The organism is Halomonas sp. B23F22_3 (genome assembly GCF_043496965.1).
GTDB lineage: Bacteria > Pseudomonadota > Gammaproteobacteria > Pseudomonadales > Halomonadaceae > Halomonas.
Genome location: NZ_JBIEKG010000003.1, coordinates 511,033 through 536,649, shown reverse-complemented (window position 1 = coordinate 536,649; position 25,617 = coordinate 511,033). Strand labels below are relative to the sequence as shown.

Annotated in this window: 22 protein-coding genes; 13 read left to right on the top strand and 9 right to left on the bottom strand. The window is 69.3% G+C overall.

What is annotated here, in order from left to right:
- The first annotated feature begins 24 nt into the window (after window positions 1–24).
- The 5 genes from ACGTNG_RS08890 (at window position 25) to ACGTNG_RS08870 (ending at window position 5,436) form a co-directional block, all read left to right on the top strand.
- The gene (locus tag ACGTNG_RS08890; RefSeq protein ID WP_394576655.1) at window positions 25–1,470 is read left to right on the top strand and encodes a sodium-dependent transporter; all 1,446 of its coding nucleotides are present in this window, start codon (window positions 25–27) and stop codon (window positions 1,468–1,470) included.
- Between the two features lie 52 nt (window positions 1,471–1,522).
- Window positions 1,523–2,290: an ABC transporter ATP-binding protein gene (locus ACGTNG_RS08885; RefSeq protein ID WP_394576654.1), complete on the top strand. Its 768-nt coding sequence runs from the start codon at window positions 1,523–1,525 to the stop codon at window positions 2,288–2,290.
- Window positions 2,291–2,397: 107 nt separating this feature from the next.
- Complete coding sequence (locus ACGTNG_RS08880) at window positions 2,398–3,102, top strand: ABC transporter ATP-binding protein (protein ID WP_394576653.1); 705 nt, start codon at window positions 2,398–2,400, stop codon at window positions 3,100–3,102.
- Between the two features lie 28 nt (window positions 3,103–3,130).
- Window positions 3,131–4,135: a branched-chain amino acid ABC transporter permease gene (locus tag ACGTNG_RS08875; protein ID WP_394576652.1), complete on the top strand. Its 1,005-nt coding sequence runs from the start codon at window positions 3,131–3,133 to the stop codon at window positions 4,133–4,135.
- On the top strand, window positions 4,135–5,436 hold the full coding sequence (locus tag ACGTNG_RS08870; protein ID WP_394576651.1) for a branched-chain amino acid ABC transporter permease: 1,302 nt from the start codon (window positions 4,135–4,137) through the stop codon (window positions 5,434–5,436). Before ACGTNG_RS08875 ends, ACGTNG_RS08870 begins: the two co-directional genes overlap by 1 nt.
- A 99-nt stretch (window positions 5,437–5,535) precedes the next feature.
- Here ACGTNG_RS08870 and ACGTNG_RS08865 read toward each other — a convergent pair whose 3' ends face one another.
- Both ACGTNG_RS08865 and ACGTNG_RS08860 read right to left on the bottom strand, forming a co-directional pair.
- Complete coding sequence (locus ACGTNG_RS08865) at window positions 5,536–7,347, bottom strand: methyl-accepting chemotaxis protein (RefSeq protein ID WP_394576650.1); 1,812 nt, start codon at window positions 7,345–7,347, stop codon at window positions 5,536–5,538.
- Window positions 7,348–7,690: 343 nt separating this feature from the next.
- The gene (locus ACGTNG_RS08860; RefSeq protein WP_394576724.1) at window positions 7,691–8,899 is read right to left on the bottom strand and encodes an ABC transporter substrate-binding protein; all 1,209 of its coding nucleotides are present in this window, start codon (window positions 8,897–8,899) and stop codon (window positions 7,691–7,693) included.
- A 236-nt stretch (window positions 8,900–9,135) separates the two neighbouring features.
- On the opposite strand from ACGTNG_RS08860, the gene ACGTNG_RS08855 reads away from it, so the two are divergent.
- From ACGTNG_RS08855 to ACGTNG_RS08840, 4 genes are all read left to right on the top strand, one after another.
- Window positions 9,136–9,903, top strand: a complete 768-nt coding sequence (locus ACGTNG_RS08855; RefSeq protein ID WP_394576649.1) for a dienelactone hydrolase family protein — start codon at window positions 9,136–9,138, stop codon at window positions 9,901–9,903.
- A gap of 145 nt (window positions 9,904–10,048) precedes the next feature.
- Window positions 10,049–11,305: a dicarboxylate/amino acid:cation symporter gene (locus ACGTNG_RS08850; RefSeq protein ID WP_394576648.1), complete on the top strand. Its 1,257-nt coding sequence runs from the start codon at window positions 10,049–10,051 to the stop codon at window positions 11,303–11,305.
- Window positions 11,306–11,493: 188 nt separating this feature from the next.
- Window positions 11,494–12,582, top strand: coding sequence for a C45 family autoproteolytic acyltransferase/hydrolase (locus ACGTNG_RS08845; protein ID WP_394576647.1), 1,089 nt, complete (start codon window positions 11,494–11,496; stop codon window positions 12,580–12,582).
- A gap of 73 nt (window positions 12,583–12,655) precedes the next feature.
- Window positions 12,656–13,024 carry a DUF6746 family protein gene (locus ACGTNG_RS08840; protein ID WP_394576646.1) on the top strand — a complete coding sequence of 123 codons (369 nt, stop codon included), beginning with the start codon at window positions 12,656–12,658 and terminating at the stop codon, window positions 13,022–13,024.
- A 64-nt stretch (window positions 13,025–13,088) separates the two neighbouring features.
- Here ACGTNG_RS08840 and ACGTNG_RS08835 read toward each other — a convergent pair whose 3' ends face one another.
- A complete protein-coding gene (locus ACGTNG_RS08835; RefSeq protein WP_394576645.1) occupies window positions 13,089–13,694 on the bottom strand; it encodes a DUF4202 domain-containing protein in 606 nt (201 codons plus the stop codon).
- Between the two features lie 485 nt (window positions 13,695–14,179).
- On the opposite strand from ACGTNG_RS08835, the gene ACGTNG_RS08830 reads away from it, so the two are divergent.
- Together ACGTNG_RS08830 and arsH are read left to right on the top strand one after the other, a co-directional pair.
- Window positions 14,180–15,727 carry an alkaline phosphatase D family protein gene (locus ACGTNG_RS08830; protein WP_394576644.1) on the top strand — a complete coding sequence of 516 codons (1,548 nt, stop codon included), beginning with the start codon at window positions 14,180–14,182 and terminating at the stop codon, window positions 15,725–15,727.
- A gap of 152 nt (window positions 15,728–15,879) precedes the next feature.
- Window positions 15,880–16,599, top strand: coding sequence for an arsenical resistance protein ArsH (arsH, locus tag ACGTNG_RS08825; protein WP_394576643.1), 720 nt, complete (start codon window positions 15,880–15,882; stop codon window positions 16,597–16,599).
- A 12-nt stretch (window positions 16,600–16,611) separates the two neighbouring features.
- Here the strand turns inward: arsH and ACGTNG_RS08820 are convergent, their stop codons facing one another.
- The 6 genes from ACGTNG_RS08820 to ACGTNG_RS08795 all read right to left on the bottom strand — a co-directional run bounded on the left by ACGTNG_RS08820 (window position 16,612) and on the right by ACGTNG_RS08795 (window position 23,710).
- Window positions 16,612–17,673, bottom strand: coding sequence for an endonuclease (locus ACGTNG_RS08820; protein ID WP_394576642.1), 1,062 nt, complete (start codon window positions 17,671–17,673; stop codon window positions 16,612–16,614).
- Window positions 17,674–17,769: 96 nt separating this feature from the next.
- Entirely contained in the window at window positions 17,770–18,231 is a 462-nt protein-coding gene (locus tag ACGTNG_RS08815) for a DUF3592 domain-containing protein (protein ID WP_394576641.1), read from the bottom strand.
- A 101-nt stretch (window positions 18,232–18,332) separates the two neighbouring features.
- Entirely contained in the window at window positions 18,333–19,778 is a 1,446-nt protein-coding gene (locus ACGTNG_RS08810) for a cytochrome D1 domain-containing protein (protein WP_394576640.1), read from the bottom strand.
- Between the two features lie 62 nt (window positions 19,779–19,840).
- Complete coding sequence (locus ACGTNG_RS08805) at window positions 19,841–20,644, bottom strand: zf-HC2 domain-containing protein (RefSeq protein WP_394576639.1); 804 nt, start codon at window positions 20,642–20,644, stop codon at window positions 19,841–19,843.
- Window positions 20,637–21,233 (bottom strand): RNA polymerase sigma factor, encoded by a 597-nt coding sequence (locus ACGTNG_RS08800; RefSeq protein WP_394576638.1) that lies wholly within the window; start codon window positions 21,231–21,233, stop codon window positions 20,637–20,639. The genes ACGTNG_RS08805 and ACGTNG_RS08800 overlap by 8 nt, the downstream gene beginning before the upstream one ends.
- A 194-nt stretch (window positions 21,234–21,427) precedes the next feature.
- The gene (locus tag ACGTNG_RS08795) at window positions 21,428–23,710 is read right to left on the bottom strand and encodes a CehA/McbA family metallohydrolase (protein ID WP_394576637.1); all 2,283 of its coding nucleotides are present in this window, start codon (window positions 23,708–23,710) and stop codon (window positions 21,428–21,430) included.
- A 235-nt stretch (window positions 23,711–23,945) separates the two neighbouring features.
- On the opposite strand from ACGTNG_RS08795, the gene ACGTNG_RS08790 reads away from it, so the two are divergent.
- A complete protein-coding gene (locus ACGTNG_RS08790) occupies window positions 23,946–24,476 on the top strand; it encodes a TetR/AcrR family transcriptional regulator (RefSeq protein ID WP_394576636.1) in 531 nt (176 codons plus the stop codon).
- A complete protein-coding gene (locus ACGTNG_RS08785; protein WP_394576635.1) occupies window positions 24,463–25,530 on the top strand; it encodes an alcohol dehydrogenase family protein in 1,068 nt (355 codons plus the stop codon). Before ACGTNG_RS08790 ends, ACGTNG_RS08785 begins: the two co-directional genes overlap by 14 nt.
- Window positions 25,531–25,617 lie beyond the last annotated feature (87 nt).

Here is a 25,617-nt window from a genome sequence, read left to right as displayed (position 1 = left end):
CCACTTAGGCAATCCTGGAATTCCATGAGCACGCACAACGTCTGGACCCACAAGGGCACCTTCCTGCTGGCCGCCGTCGGCTCGGCCGTCGGGCTCGGCAACCTCTGGCGCTTCCCCTACCTGACCGGCGAGAACGGCGGCGGCGCCTTCATCCTGGTCTACGCCCTGACCATCTTCGCCGTGGGCATCCCCATCCTGATCGCCGAGATCATGCTCGGCCGCAACAGCCGGCGCAGCCCGATCATGGGCATGCGCTTTCTCACCCGCACCCATCAGACCTCCCGCGCCTGGGAGTCCATCGGCTGGCTGGGGGCCGCCTCCGCCTTCCTGATCCTGAGCTTCTACTCGGTGATCGCCGGCTGGGCGATCCACTACACCGGGCTGATGCTGACCGGCGGGATGGCCGAGATCGACGCCGCCGGTGCCGGCCAGAGCTTCGATGCGCTGCTCGCCTCGCCGATGCTGCTGACGCTCTACCACACCCTGTTCATCGCCGCCTCGGCGCTGATCGTGGGCCTCGGCATCCACAAGGGCATCGAGTCGGGCCTGCGCCTGCTGATGCCGTCGCTGTTCGTGATCCTGCTGGTGGTGCTGGGCTATGGTGCCGTGGTCGGCGACATCGGCGCCGCGGCGAACTTCCTGTTCACCTTCAACCTGGCCGACTTGAGCCTCGAGGGCTGGCTCGAGGCGATGGGGCAGTCGTTCTTCACCCTGAGCCTCGGCATGGGCGCGATCATGGCCTACGGCGCCTATATGCCGGGCGAGTCGTCGCTGACCCGCACCGCCTTCGCCATCGCCATCGTGGATACCGCGGTGGCCATGGTGGCCGGCCTGGCGATCTTCTCGCTGGTCTTCGGCTCCGGTCTGAACCCCGGCGAGGGCCCCGGCCTGATGTTCGTCACCCTGCCGCTGGCGTTCGCCGAGATGCCGGGCGGGGCGCTGGTCGGCGGCGTCTTCTTCATCCTGGTGCTGGGCGCGGCGATCAGCTCGTCGATCTCGCTGATCGAGCCGGTGGCGGCCTTCTTGGTCGAGCGCTTCGACCTGACCCGCCCCCAGGCCGTGACCCTGATGGTCATCGCCAGCTGGGCGCTGGGGCTGCTCACCGTGGTCAGCTTCAACCTCTGGGCCGAGGGCACCCTCTTCCACACCCTGTTCGGGCGCAGCGCCTTCGGCTTCATCGAGATGCTGACCAATATCTTCATGCCGCTGGGCGGCCTGATGATCGCGCTGTTCGCCGGCTGGGCGCTGACCCACTCCGAGGTGATGAAGGAGATGCACACCAACGAGCGCTGGTTCCGCATCTGGCGCTTCCTGGTGCGCTTCGTGGCGCCGGCGGCGGTGGCCTTCGTCTTCCTGCGCAGCATCCCCCAGGTGGAGGGCTACCTGATCCCGGCCATCGGCGCCGTGGTGATCGTCGGCGCCTTCGCCGCGGGTCGCACCTTCCTCGCCGACGACAGCCAGCAGCAGTAGGCGCCGCCACGTCGGCGCAGAAACACCAGAACAACAACCAACGGAATCCGCCATGGCCGCCATCATCGATGTACAGCACGTCAACAAGGCCTTCGGGGGCCTCAAGGTCATCAATGACTGCTCGATCCAGGTGGAGAAGGGCTCGATCACCGGCCTGATCGGCCCCAACGGGGCCGGCAAGTCGACGCTGTTCAACATCATCGCCGGGGCCCTGCCGCTGGACAGCGGGCGGGTCCTGCTCGACGGCGACGACATCACCAACCAGCCGGCCAACGCGCTGTTCCACCGGGGACTGCTGCGCACCTTCCAGATCGCCCACGAGTTCTCCCACATGACGGCGCTGGAGAACCTGATGATGGTGCCGCCGGCGCAGGCCGGCGAGAGCCTGTTCGCCGCCTGGTTCACCCCAGGCCTGGTGCACCGCGAGGAGACCGAGGTGCGCCGCAGGGCCCTGGAGGTGATCGATTTCATCGGCCTGCACCACGTGCGCAACGAGCTCGCCGGCAACCTCTCCGGCGGCCAGAAGAAGCTCCTCGAGCTCGGCCGCACCATGATGACCGACGCCCGGGTGGTGCTGCTCGACGAGATCGCCGCCGGCGTCAACCGTACCCTGCTCGGCGATCTCGTCACCAACATCGAGCGGCTCAATCGCGAGATGGGCTACACCTTCCTGGTCATCGAGCACGACATGGACATGATCGCCCGGCTCTGCGACCCGGTGATCGTGCTGGCCCAGGGCAGCGTGATGGTCGAGGGCAGCATCGAGGAGATCCAGAACAATCCCGAGGTCATCGAGGCCTACTTCGGCGCTGCCAGCTGATTGGGGCGCCGCCAGCTGACCGACGTGCCGATGCCTCCACGGGGGCACGGCGTCCCGCGACGCGGGACGCCGCCAATAACGATAACGAACGCAGAGAACGACTGACCATGCCATTACTCGACGCACGCAACGTGCACGGTGGCTACGGCGGCATGAACATCCTCAACGGGGTGGACATGGCCATCGAGTCCGACCAGATCGGCGTGATCGTCGGTCCCAACGGGGCCGGCAAGTCCACCATGCTCAAGGCCGTGTTCGGCCTGCTCCACGTCAGCCAGGGCGAGATCCTGCTGCGCGGCGAGCCGATCCACAACCTGCCCCCCAACAAGCTGGTGCAGAAGGGGATGGGCTTCGTGCCCCAGGAGAACAACGTCTTCCCGAGCCTCACGGTGAAGGAGAACCTGGAGATGGGCGCCTTCCTCAAGCCGGGCAACGTCAAGCGCATGCTGGCCCAGGTCTACGACTTCTTCCCGCCGCTCCATGACAAGCGCCACCAGCCGGCCGGCGAGCTCTCCGGCGGCCAGCGTCAGATGGTGGCCATGGGCCGGGCGCTGATGGCCGAGCCCAGCCTGCTGCTGCTCGACGAGCCCACCGCCGGCCTCTCGCCGCTCTACATGAACGAGATCTTCGAGCAGGTGAAGCTGGTCAACTCGGCCGGCGTGGGCATCCTGATGGTAGAGCAGAACGCCAAGCAGGCGCTCGGCATCGCCGACAAGGGCTTCGTGCTGGCCGCCGGCCAGAATCGCTTCACCGATACCGGGGCCGCGCTGCTGGCCGACCCGGACGTCGCCAAGAGCTTCCTCGGCGGCTAGTCCGGCGCCCGACCTGGAGAATCCATCCGTGAACGAACTCGTCTTCTTTATCAACAACGTGGTGATCGCCGGCAGCGTGACCGGCTCGATCTACGCCATCGGCGCGGTGGGCGTGACGCTGATCTTCAGCATCATGCGCTTCGCCCACTTCGCCCATGGCGACATGATGACCTTCGGGGCCTTCATGGTGCTGCTGCTGGCCAGCGCCTTCCCTGGGGCCGGGGCGGCCTTCGGCGTGCCCGCCGCCCTGGTGCTGCTGCCGGTGGCCATGGCGCTCACCGCGCTGCTCGCGGTGGGCATCGATCGCGCCTTCTACAAGCCGCTGCGCGCCCACGGGGTCAAGCCCATCGTGCTGGTGATCGGCTCGCTGGGGGTGACCCTGATGCTGCAGGGCCTGATCCGGCTGTTCTCGGGCACCGGCGGGTCGAGCCTCTACGTCGACGACCGCAAGGAGATCTTCCGCCTCGCCCTGCCCTTCGAGGGCGTACGGGCGCCGGTGGTGATTACCGAGCCGCAGCTCTGGCTCTTCGTGATCACCCTCGCCGCCGTGGTGGGGCTGCACTTCTTCCTGACCCGCTCGCGGCTAGGCAAGGCGATGCGCGCCATGTCCGACAACCCCGACCTGGCCCAGGCCTCGGGCATCAACACCAACACCATCGTCGCCGTGACCTGGGTCATCGCCGGCGGGCTCGCCGCCATCGCCGGCACCCTGCTGTCGCTGGACGTCACCTTCAAGCCCGACCTCAGCTTCTTCCTGCTGCTGCCGATCTTCGCCGCCGCCATCGTCGGCGGCGTGGGCCACCCCTTCGGGGCCGTGGCCGGGGGCTTCGTGGTGGGCTTCGCCGAGACCCTGGCGGTGTTCAACTGGAGCGTGCTGCTCAGGCCCTTCCGCGACAGCCTGCCGGAGTGGCTGACCCAGGCCGGCAACCTCGCCTTCGTCGGCACCGAGTACAAGATCGTGGTGCCCTTCTTCATCCTGGTCGTCATCCTGGTGTGGCGCCCCACCGGCATCTTCAAGGGCAAGGTGATCTGATGGACACGAAACGCGCCGATATCGTCGCCGCCCCCAGCCGCCTGCCGCTGCGGGAAATGCTGCTCTTCGTCGCCCTGCTGGCGGCCGTGCTCGGCGTCTACGCCGTGATGGGCGGCGCCTACAGCACGCGCATGCTGGTGGAGGCCGCCTGCTACGCCATCCTGGCCCTCGGCCTGACCATCCAGTGGGGCTACGCGGGCCAGTTCAACGCCGGGGTGATGGGCTTCGTGGCCCTGGGCGGCTTCAGCGCCATGTTCTTCAGCATTCCTGTCAACGAGGCGTTCTGGGGCAGCGAGCTGCCCGGCGAGCTCGGCCGGGTGCTGCTCTACATGGTCGCCGCCATCCTCGTCGTGCTCGGCGCCACCCGGCTCGACCGGATCGGGGTGCCGAAGCGGCTGCGCACGATCATCGCCGTGGCGCTCGGGGTGGTGCTCTACCTGGTGGTGATCAACGCCCTGCGCGACGTGACCGACCAGATCGAGTCCCGGGCCGGCTTCATCGGCGGCCTCGGCCTGCCGGTCGGCGTCGGCTGGATCGTCGGCGGCGCGCTGGCCGGCGGCGTGGGCTTCTTCATCGGCCGGGTCTGCCTGGGGCTGCGCAGCGACTACCTGGCGATCGCGACCCTGGGCATCGCCGAGATCATCAAGGCCTTCCTCAAGAACTCCGACTGGCTGACGCGCGGCACCGCCACCGTCTCGCCGCTGCCCTGGCCAGTGCCGGGCCCGGAGGCCGTCGGCTTCACCCTGGCCCGGGCGATGTACCTGTCGGTGACCGCGGTGATGATCGCGGTGATCTTCTTCCTGCTGAGTCGCGCCTATCACGCCCCCTGGGGACGGATGATCCGCGCCATCCGCGACAACGAGCTCTCCGCCGCCGCCATGGGCAAGGACATCAACCGGCGTCGCCTGGAGATCTTCGTGCTGGGCTGCATCCTGATGGGCATCGGCGGCGCCGCCCTGGCGAGCTTCAACAGCATGTTCGATCCCCAGGGCTACCTGCCGCTCAACCACACCTTCCTGGTGCTGGTGATGGTCATCCTGGGCGGGCCCGGCAACAACCTGGGCACCATCTTCGGCGCCGTGGCGGTCTACATCATCTGGATCATGTCCGAGCCGCTGGCGCTGTTCCTGATGGAGCTGGCCGTCTCCTTCGGCGAGGGCGCCTTCGGCTGGGAGGCCCCCACCAACATGGACAGCCGGGCGCTGCAGGCGCGGGTGTTCGTGATCGGGCTGCTGATCACCCTGGTGCTGCGCTTCGCGCCCAAGGGGCTGCTGCCGGAAAAGGTCAAGCACGTGGCCTGACACGCCAGCGGCCCGGGACAGGCGTCCCGGGCCGCTGGCATCGATCTCTCCCCCGCAGTGCCGGGCCCGGTCGTCACCTCCCGACCGGGCCGGCTGCCGCTAGAAGGCTTCCCACTCGGGCTCAGGCGCCACCGCAGCGGCCCTGGATGCACGCGAGCGCGGCGACGCCTCGCCGGGCGACGCCTCGCCGGGCGCTGGCGTGATCGAGGCGGATGAAGGTGCCGATCCGGCGGGGTGGCTGCCATCCTCGCGCTCATCGCCCAGTACGAAGCTGCTGATCAGGCCGCTGAGCTGCTCGGCCTGACGGCGCATCTGGGCCGCCGTGTCGGCGCTCTGCTCGACCATGGTGGCGTTCTGCTGGGTCATGGTATCGAGCTGATTGACGGCCGTGTTGACCTCCGCGATGCCGGCGCTCTGCTCGCGCGACCCGGCGTTGATCTCGGAGATCACGGCCGTCACCTGTCCCACACGGTCGAAGATCTCGCGCATGGTCTCGCCGGCCTGCTGCACGATCCGGGTGCCATCCTGGGAGAGCGCGACCGACGACTCGATCAGGCCCTTGATCTCGCTGGCCGCCTCCGCCGAGCGCTGGGCGAGCTTGCGCACCTCCTGGGCCACCACGGCGAAGCCGCGACCGTGCTCACCGGCGCGCGCCGCCTCGACCGAGGCGTTGAGCGCCAGGATATTCGTCTGGAAGGCGATGGAGTCGATCATCGAGACGATATCGCCGATCTGCGATGACGAGCGATTGATGTCGCCCATGGTCTTCTCGACGCCCAGCATGGCCGCCTGGCCCTGCTGGGCGACGCCGGAGGTGGCGGTCACCAGCTTGTCGGCCTGCTCGGTGTGGCTGGCGTTGTTCTCCACCGTGGACGTGATCTCTTCCATGGCCGAGGAGGTCTGCTGCAGGCTGGCCGCGGCCTGGTCGGTGCGTGCCGCCAGCTCCTCGCTGCCCTGGGCGATATCGTTGGCCGCCAGGGAGACCGCGTTGGCACCGTGGCGCACGTCGCGCAGCATCGACTGCATGCGCTCGAGGAAGGCGTTGAACTGCTCGCCCAGTTCGCCGATCTCATCGCGGCTGCGCACGCTCAGGCGCCGGGTCAGATCCCCCCGGCCGGCCGCCACCTCGCTGGCGATCTCCTTGATGGTCGAGGCCGTGTAGCGCACCTGCTTGACCGTCCGCCGCGCCAACCACATCGCGAAGGCCGCAATGATCAGGTTGGCCACGGTGCCCAGGCTCCACAGCCGGACCAGGGCGGTGATGAGCGACTCCTCGGCCGCCGCCTCGATCCCGGCCATGGCCGCCTCGATATCACTGACATAGACGCCGGCCCCGATCACCCAGCCCCAGGGCTCGACGGAGGCGACATAGGAGTGCTTGGGCTCAGGCTTGCCGGTCTCGGGGTCCGGCCACTCATAGCGATAGGAGCCGCCGCCCGCCGCCGCCAGCTGGGCCATGTCGCGGATCATGTGAATGCCGTTGGCGTCGGTGGCCCCGAGCATGTTGGTGCCCACCGTATCGGGCGCCGCCGGCTGCACCAGCATGTGGCCGTTCGACTCGAAGGCGAAGATGTAATTGTCGCCCTCGAAACGCAGTCCCTCCAGCATCTCCAGGGCGCGTCGTTTCGCCTCTTCGGGGTCGGGCACCGTGGCCGCGATCCGCTCCACCATGGACGTGGCGAGCTCGACGTGCCCCCGCACGCCGCGCTGGCGGGCCTCGAGCAGCAGCTCTCGCTGCTGCTCGACCTGTTCCCGATTGGCCTGAAAACTGCCATACCCCTCGAGCAGGAGCAGGCAGGAGGAGGAGAGAATCAGCGGCATCAGGACCAGCAGCAGGATCTTTACCTGCAGGCTGTCGGTCACGCACCGCAGCAGGCGAAACCGAGGGGGTGCGGCGGAGGCATTGTTCATTATTGGGTCTCCCGGGGAAACGGAAATGGCTAGGGATCGCGAGCGTGCGAGCCGCGGCGGCTCGCGCTGGTCATCGACCAGCGGCCTGGCCGACGGCGACAGCCAGGAGTAGGGAATCGTGGATAGCATGAGTTCGATGCTGACGCCGTGCTTGGCGAGCCGATGCCGCACGTCAGCCCATTGTCGGGATCGGGCGACGGCGTTACATGATGTATATCAAGATTTATTGTTAAATATAGAACTAACTTAATGGCCCCGTTCCGAGGCCACACACGAGAAAGGCCCCGGCGGTTTCCCGCCGGGGCCTTCGTTCGGTCGCTCCCGCCTAGCGCAGGCGCGTTGCTCAGAGGTCGACGTAGCCCTTGCTGGTGAAGCTGCCGTCCTCGATCACCATCTCCAGCACCACGCCCGGCACGTCGCCGTTGGCATCGAACTCGTGGGTGCCCGAGGCGCCCTCGTAGTTGATCTCGGTGCCGGCGGCGATCAGCTCCACCGCCTTCTCCCACTCACCGGGCAGGATCACCTCACCGGGGGCGCTGGCCACGCTGCGCAGCGCCTCGTTGAGCCCCTCACGCTCGGCGCTGCCGTTCTGCTCGATGGCCAGCGCCAGCAGGAAGGCGGCGTCGTAGGCCTGGGCGGCGAACACCGCGCTGGGGTCGATGCCGGCCTCCTCGGCCTGGGCCTGGAACATCTCGGTGCCCGGCAGTTCGGGGCTGCCCGGGCGGGTGGCGATCATGCCGTCGAGCACGTCGGCGCCGATGGCCTCGACCAGGCTGTCGCCGACCATGCCGTCGGCCCCGATGTACTGGGTGAACATGCCGCTCTCGTAGGCCTGGCGCACCACCGTCTGGCCGGAGGTGTCGGCGTAGGCCAGCACCACCAGGTTCGGCACGCCGGTGGACGAGAGGGTGCCCAGCTCCGAGCGGTAGTCGGCGCGGTTGTCCTCGTGGGCGAGGTTCTCCGCCACCATGCCGCCCTCGGCCTCGAAGGCCGCGGTGAACGCCTCGGAGAGGCCGCGGCCGTAGTCGTTGTTGACGTAGGTGACGACGACTTCCTCGATGCCCTTGGAGATCAGCAGCTTGGCGAGCATCTCGCCCTGAAAGGCGTCCGAAGGCACGGTGCGGAACACCAGGTCGTTGTCATCGAGATCGGTGACGGCCGGGGCCGTGGAGGCCGGCGAGACCATGGTCACCCCGCCCGGCACGGCGGCGTTGTTGGCCGCGGCGATGGTCGCGCCGGTGCACAGCGCCCCGACGATGGCGGTGACCTGCTCGGTGTTGACCATGCGGTCGGCGGCATTCGAGGCGGCCGAGGCATCGGAGCAGGTGGTATCGCCGGTGGGCATCACCAGTTCCTGGCCGTCCAGCAGGCCACCCTGCTCGTTGACCTGGTTCACCGCCAGCTGGGCGCCGTCGAAGATCGGCGGGGTCAGGCTCTCGATGCCGCCGGTAAAGCCACCCAGGAAGCCGACCTTGACCTCGGCCTGCGCCATGCCGGAAAGGGCCAGGGTCGTCGCCGCCACCGCCGTCGCTAGAACGCGTTTCTTCATGATTGTTGGTCTCGCTCTGGTTGCTCGGATCATGAACTGCATGAATCACACATCCCAATCTGGAAGGCCGAGGAGCAAAACACAAGCCGGCGCTGCCAACGCTTCGGCCCCGCCGGTGGGTGGCAAGTCCTTGATCGCCATGCCGGATCCCCCGTGCTTAAGCGTTCGAACACGCGCTTCAACGCAACCATGGCCCCCGACCTATACTGAGAGCCGTTCCCAACCGCCAAGAGGTCACCATGACGCCACGCCTGACGCCCCTCGCCCTTGCCCTCATCACGCCCCTCACGTTTCTTATGAGCCATGCCCAGGCCGATCAGCCCGGCGGCCAGGAGATCGACTACGCCGTGGACGGCGAGGCCTTCGCCGGCTACCTGGCGAGCGCCCCGGATGAATCCCGCGGCACCGTGCTGATCGTCCACGACTGGGACGGCCTCACCGACTACGAGCGCCGGCGCGCCGACATGCTCGCCGAGCTGGGCGTCGACGCCTTCGCCATCGACCTCTACGGCCAGGGCAATCGCCCGGTGGAGACGGACGCCAAGAAGGCCGAGACCGCGCGACTCTACGAGGATCGCGAGCGCATGCGCCGCCTGACCCTGGCCGGCCTCGAGGAGGCGCGCGCCCAGGGCGCCGCCGGCCCGGTGGTGGTCATGGGCTACTGCTTCGGGGGGGCAGTGGTGCTGGAGCTCGCCCGTTCGGACGCAGCCGGGGAGATGGCAGGCTTCGCCACCTTCCACGGCGGCCTGGCCACCCCCGAGGGCCAGGGCTATCGCGCCGACACCGCGCCGATCCTGGTCGCCCACGGCGGCGCCGACGCCTCGATCTCGCTGGATGACGTCGCGTCCCTGGGCCAGGAGCTCGAGGCCGCCGGTACCCCCTACGAGATCGAGATCTACTCCGGCGCCCCCCACGCCTTCACCGTCTTCGGCAGCGAGCGCTACCAGGCGCGGGCGGACGAGAAGTCCTGGGCCGCCTTCCTGGGGCTGCTCGACGAGGTGCTGTGAGCCCCCGGACGGCCCGCGGCGCGGGTCTCATCTCGCCAGTAGGACGCTCGTTTAAATAAGGATTAATGGTTTTTCTTTCTGTAGAATCGCTTTCCCGAACTGACAATCACCACATAAAAGCTGTTTTGCAGAAAGGAGCACCGACGTGACCAGTCCCTCGACGACCGCCTCCACCAGCGTGTGGCGGCGCATTCCCCTGTGGCAGAAGATCCTCGCCGGCCTGGCGCTCGGCATCCTCGCCGGCGCGCTGATGGGCGAGGACGCCAGCGTCTTCAAGCCCATCGGTGACGTCTTCATCAGCGCCATCAAGATGCTGATCGTGCCGCTGGTGTTCTCCACCCTGGTGGTGGGCATCACGGCGATGCGCGACCCGCAGAAGATGGGCCGCATCGGCGTGCGCACCATCGGGCTGTACTTGATCACCACCGCCTTCGCCATCGCCATCGGCCTGCTCGCCTCGCTGCTCTTCCAGCCCGGCGTGGGCCTGGAGATGAGCTTCGAGTCCGGCGTCGAGGCCAAGGAGGCCCCGAGCTTGGTGGAGATCCTGGTCGGCCTGGTGCCCCAGAACCCCATCGATGCCCTGGCCAACGGCAACATCCTGCAGATCATCGTCTTCGCCATCGGGCTCGGCATCTCGCTGACCCTGATCGGCGAGAAGGGCGAGCCGGTCGTGCGCGTCTTCGAGAGCTTCGCCGAGGCGATGTACAAGCTGACCAGCTTCGTCATGGCCCTCGCCCCGTTCGGCGTGTTCGGCCTGATCGCCCACGTCTCGGGCAGCTACGGCCTCGAGGTGCTGCTGCCGCTGGCCAAGGTCATCGGCGTGGCCTACCTCGCCAGCGTGCTGCACGTGCTGATCGTCTATTCCGGCCTGCTGGCGCTGCTCGGCCGCCTCAACCCGGTGCGCTACCTGCAGGGCATCCTCGACGCCCTGGTGGTGGCCTACTCCTCGGCCTCCTCCTCCGGCACCCTGCCGGTCTCGCTGCGCTGCGCCCAGAAGAACCTCGGCGTCTCCGAGGGCGTGGCCGGCTTCGTGCTGCCGGTGGGCGCCACCATCAACATGGATGGCACGGCCATCTACCAGGGCGTGGTGGCGGTGTTCATCGCCCAGCTGCTGGGCGTCGAGCTCAGCATGATGGACTACGGCATGATCATCGTGACCGGCACCCTGGCCTCCATCGGCACCGCCGGCGTGCCCGGCGCGGGCCTGGTGATGCTCTCCATCGTCATGGCCCAGATCGGCCTGCCGCTGGAGGCGATCGCGGTGATCGCCGGCATCGACCGCATCCTCGACATGGCGCGCACCAGCGTCAACGTGGCCGGCGACCTGATGGTCACCACCCTGGTCGGCAAGAGCGAGGGTGAGCTCGACGAGGGCATCTACAACGCCCCCGGCAAGAGCTGATCCCTGCGGCGCCGGCCTCGGCCGGCGCCGCCTGGTTCCGAGCGCTGCTCGCTGACCGGCTCTCCCTCAGCGCTCCCCCTGGGCGCCCTGCGCCGCACCTCCCGCCCCGCCCCGACCGGCCCCACGCTGCGGGCGCCCGCCGAGTGCTACAGTGACCCTGTCGAAGCGCAGCGAGTCGCGAGGTCACCATGCATATCACTCCCCTGACCGGCAGCCGGACCGAGATCGGCGAGGCCCACGGTCGCGCCCATGCCGAACGCATCACCCAGAGCCTCGCGGTCTACGACCGGCTCTTCCAGGACTTCGTGGGTCTCGACTGGGCCCGGGCGCGCCGCGTGGCGGAGCGCTTCCTGCCGATGATCGAGCGCGGTTTCCCGGCGATCCTCGAGGAGATGGAGGGCATCGCCCGGGGCGCGGGCCTGGACCTCACCGATATCCTGACCCTCAACTGCCGCAGCGAGATCTCGCTGACCCAGGCCAGCGGCGGCTGCTCGGCCTTCGCCCTCGCCCGCGACGGTACCCAGTGGCTGGCCCAGAACTGGGACTGGCGCAGCGATCAGCTGCACAACGTGGTGGCGCTGGAGATCGACGTGAACGACGCCCCGGCGCTGATCAGCATCGGCGAGGCCGGCATGGTGGCCAAGATCGGCATGAACGAGCACGGGCTCGGGGTCTGCCTCAACGCCATCCGCTCCCGTACCTGCGGTGAGGGCCTGCCCATCCACGTCGCCCTGCGCAAGATCCTGGAGTGCCGCGACCTGGACGACGCCGCGGCGGTGGCACGCCATGACCGGGTCTGCTCGCCGGCCCACTTCCTCATCGCCCAGGGCGACGGTCGGGCGCTGGGCCTCGAGGTGCATCCCGGCGAACCCGGCATCCTCTCCCCCGACGACGGCGTGGTCACCCACACCAATCATCTGTATGCCGGCGGCGGCGCCGAGCGGGTCGAGGACTTCCCGCGGGCCGATTCCCGCCCCCGCCTGGCGCGGCTGGACGCCCTGCTTCGCCAGGCGCAGGGCGAGATCGGCGAGGGGGAGCTCTTCGCGCTGCTCGGCGACCATGACGGCGCGCCGCTCTCGATCTGTCGCCACTTCAACCCCGACCAGCCCGCGGAGGAGCGCATGGAGACGCTCTTCTCGGTGGTGATGAACCTGACCCGGCGGCGCCTCACCCTGCGCCACGGCAAGCCGTGTGAGAGCGACGAGAGCCTGACGGTGCAGTTCGGCGACGAGCCCGGCGTTGACCCGGATCAAACGCGACAGGATAGCGAACGATAATGATTGTCAGGCGCAGGGGCGGGTGGTAGCGTATTCGTGCGATAAATTCTCATTTGCACCAAGGATCCCCCGCATGAAGAACCTGCTGCTCACCGCGCTCTGCACCGGCCTGCTCGCCACCACCGCCCACGCCGAGGGCCCGGACCACTTCGCGGGCGAGCCCTCGCGCACCCTCGAGGAGGCGCTGACCAACCTCAGCGACTACAACGCGCGGCTGACCGAACTGCTGGCCAAGGACGAGCTGAGCAATCGCGACCTGGGCACCGTCCATGAGCTCACCTACACCCTGGAGAACGCCCTGGCCCGCCTCGATGCCGAGGTCGACACCATGGCCGCCTCCCTCGAGGAGGTCCACCTGGGCTCGGAGAGCGTCGACCGCGAGCGCGTGCGCCTCAACGGCATGGCCTACCTCAACGCCGCGCGTCCGCTGACGGCAGACTGAGGGCCTGATCGCGCCTCGAGCCTCGGGCCGCCGAGCCTGACGACCATGAGGTCCTGCCGGCGCCTCAGCCGGCCAGGGCCTCCTCGACCAGCCCACGGGCCTCGGCGGTCATCGGCAGCGCCAGGGCCAGCGCGTGGGCGTCCGGCGACATCTTCCGCCAGGTCTTCTGCACGATGCGAATCAGGTGATCGTGGTCGACCTGTCGGGAGAAGTCGCCGAAGTAGTGCTCCAGGAACACCAGGCAGGCGCAGTCCTCCACCGCCTGCACGCCCTCGTCACGCCCCAGCCCCTGCTTGCGAATCAGCGTCGCCACCCGCTCGGCCGAGGCGTCGTCATAGCCCGCCTCCCTCATCAGCGCCGCGGTGGTCTCGCCGGCGCGCTTCCCCTGATCGCGACGCCAGGTGAGATAGCCCACCCGCCCCTCGGGATAGTCGCCGCGCGGCACCTGCCAGCGCTGCAGGTGCTGGCCGCGCACCGCCAGGCGCACCAGTTCATCCGGCGACGCCTCGAGCCGCTCCAGCCAGGCGCTCATCCTTCCTGCGTGCCACAGCTCCTGGGGCACCGACTCGCCCGCCACCGTCACGCGGCGCGGGTCCTCGGCGTGCAGGGCATCCAGGGCGGCGAGGGTCGCCGCGAACGGGGAGGGGTCGCGAGGGGATTCGGCGGGCATGGGCACACTCCTTGGTCGGGTCGGGCCGATAACGGTCACGGCGGCGGCAACCACCGCCGGCACCAGCATACCGGGCCGCCGGGCACGGGGCCCAGCCCCGCATGGCGCGTATAGCGCGCATAAAAAAGGCCCCCCGAAGGGGGCCAGTGGGAGCACGCCAGCTCACTCGTTGCATCGCCACTCCAATGGCGATCCTGCCAAACAAATTGCGAAAAGCGCGCCAACCAGAAAAAACCACATACTTGACAACGAGTTAGTGGAAAATAGCGCCCCCAGCCGCCGCGCATCGCCATTCGCTCACTTCGCACCTGCACCATGGCGGGACCGAATGCCCACCCGCTGCCCCATCGCGGCCCACCGATCGCGCACGCTCGCCGGATCACCGGGATGTCACGCGGCCGACAAGCCGGTGTCATGGAAAGCCCCGATCCTGCTTCTGCCACTCGCCTCACCGTCCGTTCCACGATCCCGTGCAGGAGCCCCCGATGAAGATCTCGCGTCGCGATGCCATGAAGCTCGGCCTGAAGGGAGGCGCCGCCCTCGGCGCCTGCCTGGCCGCCCCCTCCATCGTGCTGGCCCAGGGGCGGCGCCCCACGCTGCCCTACGGCGTGATGAGCGGCGACATGCTCGCCGATCGCGCCATGCTCTGGGCGCGTGCCGATCGCCCCTCGCGCCTGCTGGTGGAACTCGCCGACAACCCCGAGTTTCTCGGCGCGCGCCAGCTCCGGGGCCCCGAGGTGCTGCCCGCCAGCGACCTCACCGCCAAGCTCGACGTGACGGGCCTCGCCGACATGGACACCGCCTACTACCGGGTGCGCTTCGCCGCCCTGGACGACCATCGCGCCATCAGCGAGCCGGTCACCGGCCGGCTACGGCTGCCGCCGACCAACCGCCGCGACGTGCGCTTCGTGTGGTCCGGCGACACCGCCGGCCAGGGCTGGGGCATCGACGAGTCGCGCGGCGGCATGACCACCTATGCCGCCATGCAGCGCCAGCGCCCCGACTTCTTCATCCACTCCGGCGACACCGTCTACGCCGACGGCCCCATGGAGGAGCGCGTGACGCTGGCCAACGGCGAGACCTGGCGCAACCTGGTCACCCCCGAGAAGCGCAAGGTGGCCGAGACCCTCGGCGAGTTCCGCGGCCAGCACGCCTACAACCTGATGGATGCCAACGTGCGGCGCTTCAACGCCGAGGTGCCGATGCTCGCCCAGTGGGACGACCACGAGACCGTCAACAACTGGTACCCGGGAGAGCTCCTCGACGACGCCCGCTACACCGAGAAGAACGTCGACCTGCTGGCGGCCCGCGCCCGCCGCGCCTTCCTCGAATACACGCCGCTGCGCCAGATGCCCGACGCCCCGGGGCGCATCCACCGGCACTTCGCCTACGGCCCCGGCCTCGAGGTCTTCATGCTCGACATGCGCAGCCACCGCGCCGCCAACAGCCGCAACCGGCAGGCCGGCGGCGAGGCGGCCAGCTTCCTCGGCCAGGACCAGCTGCGCTGGCTGCTCGACGGCCTGCGCCGCTCCACCGCCACCTGGAAGGTCATCGCCGCCGACATGCCGATCGGGCTGATGGTGCGCGACGGCGAGCACTTCGAGGCGGCCGCCAACGGCCACGGCGGCGAGCCCCTGGGGCGCGAGCTGGAGATCGCCGACCTGCTGCGCGCCATCCGCGACGAGGCGATCCACAACGTGGTCTGGCTCACCGCCGACGTGCACTACACCGCGGCCCACCACTACGCCCCCGAGCGCGCCGGCTTCAAGGCGTTCTCGCCCTTCTGGGAATTCGTCAGCGGCCCGCTGCACGCCGGCACCTTCGGCCCCGGCGAGCTCGACGCCACCTTCGGCCCCGAGGTGGTCTACCAGAAGGCGCCGCCGGCCGGGCAGTCCAACCTGCCGCCCTCCGACGGCTACCAGTTCTTCGGCCAGGTCGACCTGGACGGCGAGAGCGAGACCCTCACCGTCACCCTGATGGACGCGGCGGGCAGCGCCCTGCACACCCAGGTGCTGACGCCCGAGCGCGCCTGATCGCGACAGCTCCGTCACCGCCTCCTCGCGCGTCGCCGGGCCCCGCGCCCGGCGACGCCCCCTGTCCCGGGATCCGGCCGGAGGACGTTGCTTACATATGGAATGGCAGATATGTTGGGGCGATATGTCCCCTATCAGGCCCTTCGCTGACCATGTCCGCTTCGCACGACCTGCCCAATATCGACCGCCCGCTGTTTCGCATCCCCGACCCCGAGGCCCTCGCCGGGGGCGCGGCGCCCCGGCATCCGCCCCGGATCCTGCTGCTCTACGGCTCGCTGCGCGCGCGCAGCTTCAGCCGCCTCGCGGTGGAGGAGGCCGCGCGGCTGCTCGAGGCCATGGGCGCCGAGACCCGCATCTTCGACCCCCGCGGCCTGCCGCTGCCCGATGCCGAGGAGGCCAGCCACCCCAAGGTCGCCGAGCTCAGGGAGCTGGCCGCCTGGGCCGAGGGCATGGTGTGGTGCTCACCGGAGCGCCACGGGGCGATGACCGGCATCATGAAGGCGCAGATCGACTGGATCCCGCTCTCGCTGGGCGCCGTGCGCCCCACCCAGGGTAAGACGCTCGCGGTGATGCAGGTCTGCGGCGGCTCCCAGTCGTTCAACAGCGTCAACCAGCTGCGGGTGCTGGGGCGCTGGATGCGCATGCTGACCATCCCCAACCAGTCGTCGGTGCCCAAGGCCTACCTGGAGTTCGACGAGCACGACCGCATGCGCCCCTCGCCCTACTACGACCGCATCGTCGACGTGATGGAGGAGCTGGTGAAGTTCACCTGGCTGGTGCGCGGCCGCACCGACGTCCTCACCGACCGCTACTCCGAGCGCAAGGAGAGCGCCGAGGCGCTCTCCGCACGGGTCAACCAGCGGGCGATCTGAGGACCGCGGCGCTCAGCCGCGATCGCCGCAGAGCAGGCCGCTCCGGCGGATCTCCCCCAGCCGCCCCTCGCCGATGCCGCCGATCCGGGTGAGCTCGGCCGCCCCCCGCCACGGCCGCCCGGCGACGATGTCCGCGGCCCGCGCCGGCCCCACGTGCGGGAGCTGGGCGAGCCGCGTCGCGTCGCTGTCGTTGAGATCGATGCAGCGTGCTCGCGAGCCGACCGCCAGCGCCTCGCCCCCGGCCGCCGCCATGGGCGCGAGGCGCGCGCCGTTGAGCGCCAGGTAGACCGGCGCATGGTCCGAGACCCGGTCGCGCGCCGCTCGGTGATCCAGGGGCAGCAGGGCGGGAAAGCGCAGGATGCCCCGCTCGGTCGGCGTCAGGCGCTCGGCGTCGTACCAGAGGTTGTCGTAGAGGCTCGCGTACTCGCCGGCCGTGGTCGCCAGGGTCGAGCGCCCCTCGGTGATCGCCGGCACCGCCCCCTGGGCACGCAGCGGCGCCCAGCCCGGATGGTCGGGCGGCAGGTTGAAGTCGCCCGCCAGCAGCCGCGGTGTCCCGGGCGCGAGCTCGCCGAGCCACTGCCAGTAGTCGGCCAGCGCCGCGATCTCCGGCAGTCGGTCGCCCACGCCGTCGCCGTAGACCACGTGCACGGTGGCCAGGGTGAAGCGCTCGCCGGTCGCCAGGTCGCGAAAACGCGCCGAGTAGGGCTCGCGCGAGAAGACGTCGCCGTGATCGATGAACAACACGGCCCCGTCCTCATAGGCCACCTCGCTCTCCCGCCACAGGAAGCCGTAGTGCTCCTCGTAGCTACTCCGCCCCAGGGCGTGGCTGGCCATGGAGGACCAGGCCTCGCCCGAGCGCGCCTCGAGCTCGCGCTCCAGCGCCCCCAGGGTCGCCGGGTCCATCAGCTCCTGCACCGCCAGCAGGTCGAAGTGGTTGGCCACATGGGCCACCTGGGGCATCGCCTTGTCGTTGTTCCAGCCGAGGTGTTCGATGTTCCAGCTGCCGACGAGCACGTCGGCCGAGACGGGAAGGGGGGCGAGGGCCAGCAGCCCCGCCAGCAGATAACGCGACATGCCATCTCCAGGCAAAAGCCCGCTATCCTGGCGGCCTTCTGCATGAAGATCAATGCGTTATATAAGGGGCGGGGCGCCGGATCAGCCGACCGGGCCTCAGCTCCACGCGAGCCACAGCGCGGCGGCGGCCACGCCCAGCAGGAAGAGCGTCAGGCCGAGGCGCCGGGTCGGCAGGCGCGCCGCGCCGATGAGGGCGCGGGCGGGCTCTGCCGGGTCGTGGCGAATCGTCAGCGTGCGGCCGGGCGGGTAGTCGGCCAGGAAGGCCTCGGCCTCCTCGCGGCTCGCGAAGGTGGGCGCGCCGTCGAAGCGGCCATTGTCAGAGACGACCTCGCGGCCCTTGACCCGATAGGCGAGGCGCACCCGCGCCAGGTAGCACCGCGCCTGGTCGGGGCTCTCGCGGTTCTGCACCGGCGAGCCGAGCTCCTCGAGCGCGGTGTCGGTCACCCGGGCCGTCGCCTGGGGCCAACGGCTCGCGCCGCGCCGCCGCCATACGCCGCGCGCCGAGAGGGCGGCACCGGCCAGGGCGGCAACGGCGATCATCAGGGGAATCAGGGACATGCGGCGGCTCCTGTCACGGGGAGCCGCCATCATGGCCGTCGAGGACGCCGTTGCAAAGCCGCCGATCGCCGCCTGCACCGCGCACGCCCCCGGCCGGAGGCTCAGGGATTGCCCGGCACGGCGACCCAGAACGGGAAGGCGCCGGCGACCGGCTCGCGCCGCACCACCGTCATGGTCTCGGTATCGATCACCGCGATGGCATCCTCGGCGGTCAGGGTGGCGTAGAGGTAGCGCCCGTCCTGGGTGGCCCGTACCCCGTGGGGGCCGGTGCCGACCTCGACCGTCGCGGCGACCTCCAGAGCCTTCGCATCGATCACGGTCACCACGGAGTCGGCGATCGCCCCGGTCGCCACGTAGCGTCCGCCGGGCAGCACATCGATGCCGCCGTGGCCGTTGCCGACGGCGAAGGTCTCGACCACGCTGCGGCGCTCGAGGTCGAGCACCGCCGCCTGGCCGACGAAGTCGCGGATCCACAGCCGCCGGCCATCCGCGCTGAGATCGAGGTTGTGGGGGGTCTCCAGGCCCGGGGTGGGAATCTCGTCGACCTTGGTCAGGGTGGCCATGTCGATCACCGCGATGGCGCCGCCGCCATGCAGGGTCACGTAGGCCCGCGCGCCGTCGGTGGAGAAGACGGCGTTGTGCGGCCCGGCACCGACGGGAAGCCGCTCGATCAGCTCGCCTTCGACCAGGTCGATCACCGCCATCACGCCCTGCTTCTGGGCCATGGCGAGGCCCAGGCGCCCGTCGGGCGAGATCTTCACCCCCTGGGCCACCTCGCCGATCGGCAGCGTGGCGAGGCGTTCGCCGCTGCGGGCGTCGAGCAGATAGACATCGCCGGCCTTGAAGCCCGAGACCAGCAGCCGCGAGCCGTCGGGGCTCAGGGCAGCGTAGTGGGCGCCGGGCACGCCCGGCCAGGCCTGTCCGCCGGGCAGCGCCTGGACGGCATTGCCGTGCTGGACCGCCACATAGGCCGGCCCGGGGAACGCCGCCTCGCGGGAGAGGGTCGCCTCGACCTCGGCCGGCGCCGCGTCCGCCGCATCCGGGGTCGCCGCGCCAAGGCCCTCGAGCCCCTGGCGCAGCCGATGGACGTCGCGCCCGTCGAGCGCCGGGTCGCGCAGCGCGGCGATCTCCTCGGCGGTGTAGGGGCGGAAGCCCTCGGGCGCGGGATCGATCTCGGTGAGCAGATAGTTGAGCACCTCGGCGATCTGTGCCGCGCCCAGCGCCTCGCCCCAGGCCGGCATGTTGCCGTCGTAGGTCTCGCCGTCGACGACGATCGGGCCGGTCAGGCCATGGAGCAGCACCCGGGCCAGGTAGTCGCGCCCGCTGATCTCGTTGCCCTCGGCGGCGTACAGCTCGCCGACGTGGCCGCGATGGGGCGGGAAGACGCCGCTCACTCCCTCGCCGTCGGGACGGTGGCAGGCGGCACACTGCTCGGCATAGACCCGTGCCCCGGGGGCATCCGGCTGGGCGGCGGCCAGGGGAGCGGTCAGCGCCCCGGCCAGGCCGAGGGCCAGGGTAGCGCCCGTGAGGGAGTGGCGAATCGTCATCGTGCGACCTCCATATTTGATGGTTGTTATGGGGACTGAGCCCCTTCTTACGCCGAGGCGGCCTAGAGCCGGAGCCGCTCCAGCGACTCGCTGGGCAACTCGCCCACCAGCAGCGAGCCGGCGTTGTCGCCCGGCCAGCCCACCACGGCCTGATCGCCCAGATGGGCGACGTAGCGCCCCTCTCGGGCGACCGCATCGCGCACGCTCGCCCGATTGAAGAACAGCGGCCCGCTGACCACGTACTGGACCACGGTGTGCGCCTCGACCCGGTAGGCCAGCGCGGCCGCCGGCTGCCCCTGCAGCGCGGTCGGCCAGGCGCCGAGGAACTCCACGCCGGGCCCCTCGATGACCTCGATCGGCAGCGCCAGGGTGCGGGCCAGCGCGGCGGTGTCCCGGGAGGCCTGGGGCGGCAGCGCGCCGCTCACCCGCTGGCGGAAGTCCGCCACGGCGTCGCGCACCATCGGCACGCCCTGGCGTGCCTCCCAGCTCGGCCACCCCAGCACCACCGCCAGCACGCAGGCCTGGAGCGCCGCGACGGCCCAGCCCATCCAGCCCCACAGCGGACCAGGGCCCCTGCGGCGATAGGCGGGCGAGAGCAGCCGCTGCCTCAGCCGCCGCTTGACTGCCTCGGCCGAGGCCTCCCGGGCGGCAGCATCGGTGGAGGGCCCGTCGGCGGCGCCGAACCGCGCCAGGCGCCGGCTCACCGCCTGCTGGCGCGCCAGCTCGCGCCGGCACGCCTCGCAGTCGTCGAGATGCTGCGCCATGGCGCGGCACTCGTCGGGGATGAGCTCGTCGTCCAGGTAGGGGGCCACCCGCTCCAGCCAGGCGGCATGGGCCTCGTGCGACCGATGCTCGTGATCACTCATGGTGACGTGCCTCCTTCGCGCCCGCTGCGCCGAGCCCCTCGTCCGCCTCCGGCGCCTCGACCAGCAGCGCGGCGAGCAACCGCCGGCCGCGAGCCAGCCGGCTGGTCACGGTGCCCAGCGGCAGCTCCAGCGTCTCGGCGATCTCCCGATAGCGGTAGCCCATCAGGTCGTGCAGCTCGACGACGATGGCGAAGTCGTCGGGCAGGCGGCGCAGCAGCGCCGCGATCCGGCCGTCCGACTGGGCCGCCACGGCCTGCTCGAAGGGCCCCGGGGCCTCGCCGGCGATGGCCTCCCAGTGCGCCTCCTCGATGTCGGTGATCGGCAGCAGCGCCTGGCGGCGCGCCCGGGTGCGGCGATGATCGGCGATCTGGCGCAGCAGGATGCGCACCAGCCAGGGCCGCGACGCCTCGGCCGAGCGCAGACCCTCGAGCTTCTCCCAGGCCGTGAGGCAGCTCTCCTGCACCAGGTCCTCGGCCAGCGCCGCATGGCCCGTGCGCTGCAGGGCGATGTGCACGAGATGCGTCACGTGGGGCTGCACCAGGCGTCGATAGCGCCTCTCCCGCGACGAAAAATGGCCCAGAAACCGCATCCCGCTTGCTCCCGATTCGATTGTGCTGCCCATAGAGACGCCACGAGACGACGACCTTATTCCCGGCGCCGCAAAAAATGCCAGTGGCTCGCGGAACACCCGGCGCTCCGTGGCCCGCCGACCATGGTGCCCTCTGCCCACGAAAAAGGCCGCCCCCGGAGGGGCGGCCTGGTCATGCTGGGCAGCGGGAGCGATCAGCCCTCGGCGGCGGCCGTGTAGGGCGCCGGCTGCTCACGCGTCACCCACAACGGGTTGCTCCAGGCGGTCTCGTCATCCTGGTCGTCGACCTCGAGGGCGACCCAGCCCTCGACCGCCTCATCCAGGGTCAGCGAGAGGCTGGCCTCGCGGCCGTCCAGGGCGACGGTCTCGAGCACCTCGCCGCCTTTCCCGATCAGCCGGGCCTCCTTGAGCCCGTCGACGGCCGTGACATCGACCTTCCAGGTGAAGGCCTCCCCCTCGGGCAGGCGCAGGGTGTCGCCGAACAGGCCATTGCGCGGATGCAGCAGCGGCCCCTGGGTGGCGTAGCCGTGGCCGTCCTTGAGGGCACGGGCGAAGGCGCGCGGCGTCAGCTCGCCCGGCACCCTGGCCATCATGCGGATGCGGCCGGTGAGGTCGTTCCAGGCGTCGTGGGTGTCGGTGCCCGCGGTGAAGTAGACGCGGCTGCCCGCGTCCCAGAGGTTATGCGCCGTCTGGCGCGTCGGGACGTTGTCGACCTCGGCGTTGAGCTCGAGCAGGTCGAAGCCGGTGGCGAAGCCGCCCGGCACGCTGTCGTTGGCCAGGTTGCGCAGGTAGCCGTAGTCGTTGAACGGATGGTTCAGCGGAATCACCTCGGCGTTCAGGCGACGGGCGTCCGCGAGGATCGCCTGGACGCTGTCGGTGCCCGGATCCACCTGCATCTCACCGGCAAGGTCGATGGGGAAGGGGTTCATGTGCCCCCAGGACGCCGACACCTCGATGGACGGAATGAACGGCACGCCGCGCTGCGCGGAGAGCGCCTGGAAGCGCTCATGGTTGGCGGTGGAGTCATGGTCGCTGATGAACGTCAGGTCGAGGTCGGTGGCCAGCTGCGCCCGCACGACCGTCTCGGGCGGGGTGGTGCCCTCGAGGACGTTGGCGTGGTGGTGCAGGTCGGCGCCGTACCAGGCGTCGTCGTTGGGCTCGGCGAGCCGCTCGATCTCGAGGGTCTTCTGCACGGCCTCGCCGGAGGCCAGGCTCACCGCGAACTCCTGCTGCTCGGCGGTGAAGCCGGCGCCGGCGTTGACGCTCAGGCGGTAGTCGCCGGGCGCGAGGGCCAGCTCCGCCTGGCCGGCCGGGGCAAGCTCGGTGAAGAAGGTCTGCTTGCCGAGGAACTCGACGGGCGGCTGCTGCCCCTCGAGGATCACCAGGCGCGCATCGCGGGGCTCGCCGGTCTCGGCATCCTTCACGTCGAGACTCAGCGTGCCCGGGCCTTCCAGGCCGGCGAAGTCGAGCGTCTGCTCGCCGCCCTCGGTCACCGTCAGCGCGACGGGCTCGCTGTTGGCGTGGCCCTGGGCCGTGGCGTAGGCGCGGTACTCGCCCGCCGGCAGCGACATCTCGAAGCGGCCGCCCTCGGCCAGGGTCCAGGCGTAGGGGTGGCCCTGCTTCTCGATCATCACCAGGCCGTCCTGCGGGGCCTCGCCGCTGTCGTTGCGCAGGCTGCCCGCGATCCGACCGACCGCCTCGCCGTGGCGCTCGGCCTCGAAGGCCACCACCGGCGCCAGGTCGCCCTGGGGCACCACCTGGAGCGAGCCCTGGAAGGTGCGGGACTCGCCCGGCGCCAGGTCATGCTCGAGGTACATGTCCTGGCCTTCGTAGTTGACGCGATCGAAGTAGGGGGCGTGGAGGGCGAAGACCCAGTCGCGATCGTAGGCGACCATACGATCGGTCAGCGCCGCGTCGGCCACGGTCTCCTTGGCATCGCCGAGCCCGGGAACGCCGAACAGGAAGCCGGTGTCCGGCCACAGGGTATAGCCCGAGCGAATGGCCTCCAGCGGCGCCTCGCCGGCGTTCTCCAGCTCGGTCTCGAGGCCGATGCGGTCGCTGCCGGCCGCGAGGGTATAGGTGGTGGTGACCCAGGCCTCGCCCCAGTTGCGACGAATGCGGACCACGGCCCGCTCGGGCGAGTCCTCGACGATCTCCACGTCCTTGCCGTCGTTGGGCCAGGAGGACCAGTTGTTGGGGATGAAGTCGGCGAAGGCGATGCGGTCCAGGTCGATCTCGCCGTCCTTGACGGCGGCCAGGTCGACCAGGGTGCCGCGGGGCACGCCCCAGGGCGGTGCGGATGCCACGGCGAGGGAGAAGGCCAGCCGCTCATTGGCGATGGTCAGGTCCTCGCTCGACTGGGCTTCCCCGTCGGGGATCGCCGTGGCGCCACGGGTGATACTGACATCGGCGTGAGACGCCGCAGAGGCGCCGGCCAGCAGGCCGGCCAGCAAGAGTCGTTCGAGCCGCTTGGTCATTGAAGCGCTCCCATGCAGTACGTTGCGTTATTAGTGGGTAACGCTGCCATCCTCCTTTATTTTGATTGACCATTCAAATAACGACCGAAGGGTGGATCTGGGCCCCTTCGAGATCACCTCAATGGCGGGGGCGGTGCGACGGCTTTTGACCCGCCGTGGCATGGCATGACTTGACGAGTGTAGAAAGATCATTCTACCTTTGAGTAGAATGATCTTTCTACACTCGAGGTAGCTCATGGACAAGGATCAGATTGCGGCACGGCTGGAAGGGTTTTTCAGCCAACAGGGCTTCGCCACACCCAGCGTGCCTGAGATCCAAAAAGCATCCGGGGTCAGCATGAGGACCCTTTATCGCCACTTCCCCTCCAAGGAAGCCATGGTGATCGGAGCGTTGGATCATCGTCATGCCCGCTATCTCGCCTTCCTGGCGACGGATGCCCCACCTCCCGGGATCGATGCCATCACCGAGCTATTACAACGCCTGTCCCAGTGGATGGTGAACAACGCGCCAAATGGCTGCCTGTCCATGAGCGCCTTCGCTGCCTTTCCACACAATCCGCAGGTCAATGCCTCGGTGAAGCAGCACAAACACGACATGCGCCGATTACTGGTGACCCTGAGCGGTCGTGAGGATCTGGCGGGAGAACTTTTCCTCCTTCACGAAGGAGCCTCGACGGCTTGGCCCACGCTAGGGGAGGAAGCCATTCGGTCAGCCCAAACGGCTGCCATGCAACTGATGAGGAGAACCGACGATGACGCTGCCTGACACGATGTATGGCATCCAGCTGACCGGGCATGGTGGACCGGACATGCTTCAAGCCCGTCACGATATTCCCGTGCCTACCCCGAGGCCGGGCGAGGTATTGATTCGGGTGGCCGCGGCCGGGGTCAACAACACCGACATCAACACCCGCCTCGCCTGGTACTCCAAAGGCGATGGTGAAAGCGAGGATGCCAGCTGGTCGGGGCAGGCTCTCCAGTTTCCGCGCATCCAGGGCGCCGATGTCTGTGGCCGGATTGCCGCGGTCGGTGAGGGAGTGAGCGCCGAGCGGGTCGGCGAGCGGGTCGGCGAGCGAGTGCTGATCGAACCCTGCATCAGGGAAGGCGGCGGCCAACTGCTGGATCAGCCTTGGTACTTCGGTTCCGAGTGCGATGGCGGTTTCGCGGAGTACACGACCGTGGCTGCGCGGCATGCCTATCGCATCGACAGTCAGTTGAGCGACGTGGAACTCGCCTCCTTTCCCTGCTCCTATTCCACCGCCGAGAACATGCTGACGCGGGCCAGGTTAGCATCAGGGGAGCGCGTATTGGTCACAGGTGCCTCCGGCGGGGTCGGCTCGGCCGCCGTCCAGTTGGCCAAGGCCCGCGGGGCGTATGTGATCGCCATCACCAGCGCAGAGAAGGCCGAAATATTGCGGGAACTGGGGGCCGACGAGGTGGTGCTACGAGACGATGCTCTGCGAGATGTCATCGAGGCTGACAGCATCGATGTCGTGGTAGATCTGGTGGCCGGCGAGCAGTGGCCGCAATACCTGGAGGTCCTGTGCCGCAAGGGACGCTATGCCGTCTCGGGCGCCATCGCCGGCCCCATCGTCGAGCTGGATGTTCGCACTCTCTATCTCAAGGACCTGAACCTGTTGGGCTGTACGGTCATCGAGCCCGAGGTCTTCGGCAATCTGGTCTCTCACATCGAGCAAGGCCGCATTGCGCCCTTGGTGGCGGCGTCTCTGCCCCTCGAGCAGATAGGCGAGGCACAGGCACTGTTCCAGGAAAAGCGTCATGTCGGAAAAATCGTGCTTGAAGTTGGTGTATCAGGGTAGTCACTTGGCCCCTGAATCGCGGCTCATCAGGTGACATAACACCTGTTATTGTCTGGCTTTTGACTGGAACCTAGACGGCGGCCCTGT

What these genes read in the sequence shown, in the direction of transcription:
- ACGTNG_RS08890 (WP_394576655.1), top strand. Translation starts at nt 25, where the DNA reads ATGAGCACGCACAACGTCTGGACCCACAAGGGCACCTTCCTGCTGGCC.
- ACGTNG_RS08885 (WP_394576654.1), top strand. Translation starts at nt 1,523, where the DNA reads ATGGCCGCCATCATCGATGTACAGCACGTCAACAAGGCCTTCGGGGGC.
- ACGTNG_RS08880 (WP_394576653.1), top strand. Translation starts at nt 2,398, where the DNA reads ATGCCATTACTCGACGCACGCAACGTGCACGGTGGCTACGGCGGCATG.
- ACGTNG_RS08870 (WP_394576651.1), top strand. Translation starts at nt 4,135, where the DNA reads ATGGACACGAAACGCGCCGATATCGTCGCCGCCCCCAGCCGCCTGCCG.
- ACGTNG_RS08865 (WP_394576650.1), bottom strand. Translation starts at nt 7,347, where the DNA reads ATGAACAATGCCTCCGCCGCACCCCCTCGGTTTCGCCTGCTGCGGTGC.
- ACGTNG_RS08855 (WP_394576649.1), top strand. Translation starts at nt 9,136, where the DNA reads ATGACGCCACGCCTGACGCCCCTCGCCCTTGCCCTCATCACGCCCCTC.
- ACGTNG_RS08845 (WP_394576647.1), top strand. Translation starts at nt 11,494, where the DNA reads ATGCATATCACTCCCCTGACCGGCAGCCGGACCGAGATCGGCGAGGCC.
- ACGTNG_RS08840 (WP_394576646.1), top strand. Translation starts at nt 12,656, where the DNA reads ATGAAGAACCTGCTGCTCACCGCGCTCTGCACCGGCCTGCTCGCCACC.
- ACGTNG_RS08835 (WP_394576645.1), bottom strand. Translation starts at nt 13,694, where the DNA reads ATGCCCGCCGAATCCCCTCGCGACCCCTCCCCGTTCGCGGCGACCCTC.
- ACGTNG_RS08830 (WP_394576644.1), top strand. Translation starts at nt 14,180, where the DNA reads ATGAAGATCTCGCGTCGCGATGCCATGAAGCTCGGCCTGAAGGGAGGC.
- arsH (WP_394576643.1), top strand. Translation starts at nt 15,880, where the DNA reads ATGTCCGCTTCGCACGACCTGCCCAATATCGACCGCCCGCTGTTTCGC.
- ACGTNG_RS08820 (WP_394576642.1), bottom strand. Translation starts at nt 17,673, where the DNA reads ATGTCGCGTTATCTGCTGGCGGGGCTGCTGGCCCTCGCCCCCCTTCCC.
- ACGTNG_RS08815 (WP_394576641.1), bottom strand. Translation starts at nt 18,231, where the DNA reads ATGTCCCTGATTCCCCTGATGATCGCCGTTGCCGCCCTGGCCGGTGCC.
- ACGTNG_RS08810 (WP_394576640.1), bottom strand. Translation starts at nt 19,778, where the DNA reads ATGACGATTCGCCACTCCCTCACGGGCGCTACCCTGGCCCTCGGCCTG.
- ACGTNG_RS08805 (WP_394576639.1), bottom strand. Translation starts at nt 20,644, where the DNA reads ATGAGTGATCACGAGCATCGGTCGCACGAGGCCCATGCCGCCTGGCTG.
- ACGTNG_RS08800 (WP_394576638.1), bottom strand. Translation starts at nt 21,233, where the DNA reads ATGCGGTTTCTGGGCCATTTTTCGTCGCGGGAGAGGCGCTATCGACGC.
- ACGTNG_RS08795 (WP_394576637.1), bottom strand. Translation starts at nt 23,710, where the DNA reads ATGACCAAGCGGCTCGAACGACTCTTGCTGGCCGGCCTGCTGGCCGGC.
- ACGTNG_RS08790 (WP_394576636.1), top strand. Translation starts at nt 23,946, where the DNA reads ATGGACAAGGATCAGATTGCGGCACGGCTGGAAGGGTTTTTCAGCCAA.
- ACGTNG_RS08785 (WP_394576635.1), top strand. Translation starts at nt 24,463, where the DNA reads ATGACGCTGCCTGACACGATGTATGGCATCCAGCTGACCGGGCATGGT.